Origin of the sequence: Loigolactobacillus iwatensis (assembly GCF_003950295.1) — a bacterium.
GTDB lineage: Bacteria > Bacillota > Bacilli > Lactobacillales > Lactobacillaceae > Loigolactobacillus > Loigolactobacillus iwatensis.
Genome location: NZ_RHNP01000025.1, coordinates 1 through 3,348, shown reverse-complemented (window position 1 = coordinate 3,348; position 3,348 = coordinate 1). Strand labels below are relative to the sequence as shown.

1 protein-coding gene is annotated in these 3,348 nt (G+C 42.7%); it reads left to right on the top strand.

Features of this window, described 5'->3' with window-relative positions; translation table 11 throughout:
* Window positions 1-660: 660 nt before the first annotated feature.
* On the top strand, window positions 661-3,348 hold a 2,688-nt coding region (locus tag EKM98_RS07500), incomplete at its 3' end, for a Cna B-type domain-containing protein (protein ID WP_125981764.1).

Below are 3,348 nucleotides of genomic sequence, written 5' to 3'. Positions count from 1 at the left end.
GCACTGGAAAAATCGAATATTCGATTTTTCCAGTGCCACGTCTTATTTAAACTTACTTATGTCACAGCCTCTTTTTTGATTTTTAACGTAAAGGTATTGAATATTACGGTCGTTATGCTAATTGTGTTTCATTTCAATTCTATTAACATTATTCCGTTAAATAATATCAATCTTAACAATCAGCAGGCAACGCTCATCACTAGTTTGGATAAAATCAGTCGTAAGTTGGCGGATTGAGAAGGCAAATACCCCCTGAATGGTTTTTACAATTCAGGGGGTATTTCTATGAAGGAGTTGTAATGTGTCGGGCCCAGTTGATGACGTAATTAATCTATCAGGAATAAAAAATATTTTAAAAAATGGGTTAATATTTTACGATAATACCATCAGGCAGCACATAGTTAGATTTATCCAAAAGCGTAAATTAATCTGTGCTACAAAAAAATTCACTTCAATTAATTAGCCAAATAGGGCTGTTTATTCACCGGTTTTGCGCTAAAATTTAAGCAGAAATCAATTAATTGGTGCTTTTGGCTAAGATAGTCAATTTTCTAAACGAATTAGTTGAAAAATTGAATTGGTTTTTTGATGTAGAGACATTAAACTATAGGTAAGGTAGTAATTGAAAGAGTTGTTGATGAATAAAGGGGTTGAAAGCAAATGCAACGCGTTACAAAGACTCGACGACAGGCCATATTAATGATTTTTGCCGTTTTGTTGTCGTTATTGTCACCATTTTCTTCGATTAGTGGTTCACAAACTGCGAAGGCGGCAACTATTGCGATGACGGGCTTGGGTGCAAAGGATGCAACGATTACAGATGCTTCGGGTAAAGATGTTACGAATGATCCGAACTTGGATATGTACGGCAATTATAAGGTGAACTATAATTGGTCGATTGCCGATAATGTCAAAATTAATGCTGGCGATACGGCGACTTTCACCTTACCTGACAGCATTGATGCACCAACGACGGATACGACGGTTAAACTTGTCGGTAGCGACGGGGTAACTTCCGTTGGGACGGCGACGATTCTTAAAGGGCAGACGACAGGTACGATTACGTTTACCGATGCTCTGGCAAGTACGGTTTCCGGACGTAAAGGAGCGTTATCGTTTAACCTTAAAGGAAAAACTGATTTGAATAGTGGCAGTGGCGACTATCAAGTTAGTAAAAATGGCTGGATTGATCCCGGTTCAGTTGAGAGTGATGGTACGCCAACGCAGATTGTTTGGAACGTGGTGGCAAACCATAATAATGAGGATCAAAAGGACGTTACTTTAACTGATACAATGGGCCCGAACCAAGAATATGTACCTGGTTCTTTGCAGGCTTACTATGATGATAAAACGCCGGTGCAGCCGACAGTTACGCAAAATGGCAATGTTTTAACGATTAAATTAGGTGATATTTCCAAGGCAGTTAATATTGTTTATTTTGCTAAATTGTCCAATGTGAATGCCAATCAAGGCAATACTTGGACGAATAAAGTTGACGGGACTAGTAGTAATGGCACCGGAAGTAGCGCCGAGGCCAGTAAGGACGTCGTTTGGGGCGGTGGCGGTACCGCCAGCGGTTATAGCGGCTCGGCTACTTTAACCAAAAAGGACAGTAAGACCGACGCTGAATTGACTGGTGCCGTCTTCGACCTAATACAGGGCAATACGGTCGTTAAATCTGGGCTGACGACTAATGCAAGTGGCGAAATCAAGGCTGACGGTTTGGCCGATGGCGACTATCAATTTGTCGAAACTAAGGCACCGACTGGCTATAAATTAGATCAAACTCCGATTCCCTTTACCATTTCTGAAGAGAAACAAACGGCAACTGTGACCGCCGCCGATGTTGCGACAACGACCATTAGCGGCACCAAGACCTGGGTTGATGACGACAATGCCAACAATACCCGGCCGAAGAGTATCACGATTGACTTGTATCAGAACGGGACTAAAACCGCCAGTAAAGAAGTGACAGCCGCCGATGATTGGCAGTATAGCTTTAAGAACTTGGACAAATATGACGCTCAAGGTAAGCTGATAACTTACACCACTAAAGAAGCGACGGTACCAGATTACAGTAGTGCGCAAAAGGGCGATGATTTCACTAATACACTGGAATCTGGCACAACGTCGATTAGCGGGACGAAGACCTGGATTGATGACAATAACGCTAATAATACGCGACCAAAGAGTATCACGATTGACTTGTATAAAAATGGGACTAAAACCGCCAGTAAAGAAATAACTGCCGCTGATGATTGGCAGTATAGCTTTAAGAACTTGGACAAATACGACAATCAAGGTAAGTTGATTACTTACACCACTAAAGAAGCCACGGTTCCAGATTACAGCAGTACGCAAAAAGGTGATGATTTCACCAATACACTGCAAGCGGGCACGACGACTGTTAGTGGGACGAAGACGTGGGTTGATGACAATAACGCCAACAACACGCGGCCGAAGAGTATCACGATTGACTTGTATCGGAACGGAACTAAAACCGCAAGTAAACAGGTAACGGCGGCCGATGATTGGCAATATAGTTTCAAAGGGTTGGATAAGTATGACGCTCAAGGTAAGCAAATAACTTACACCGTAAAAGAGGAGGCCGTTACAGGTTACACCGATACGCGGGCTGGATCTAATTTCATCAATACGGTTGAAGGCAAAACTTCAATTGCCGGGCAGAAGACCTGGATTGACGGAAACAACAGTAACAATACCCGGCCAAAGAGTATCACCATTGAGTTGTACAAGGACGGAACAAAGGTTGCTAGTAAACAAGTGACGGCTGCAGATAAGTGGCAATACCGTTTTCTCGACCTCGACAAGTACGACAGCCAAGGTGATCTCATCAAATATACGACCAAAGAGGTTACGGTCCCTGATTACAGTAGTACGCAAAAAGGTGATAATTTCACCAATACCTTGAAACCTGGCACAACATCAGTAAGTGGGACTAAGACGTGGGTTGATGCCAATAACGCCAACAACACACGGCCAGCCAGCATTACGATTGATCTCTATAAGAACGGGACCAAGGCCGCCAGCAAACAAGTGACAGCCGCCAATGATTGGAAATATAGTTTCACAGATTTGGATAAGTATGATGCTAATGGAAATTTAATTACTTACACCACTAAAGAAGCGACCGTCCCTGATTACAGTAGTACGCAAAAAGGTGATGATTTCACCAATACACTGCAATCGGGCACGACTTCGATTAGTGGAACGAAGACGTGGGTTGATGACAATAACGCCAACAACACGCGGCCGAAGAGTATCACTGTTGACTTGTATAAGAATGGTAATAAAGTTTCGAGTAAGCAAGTGACAGCGGCCGATGAT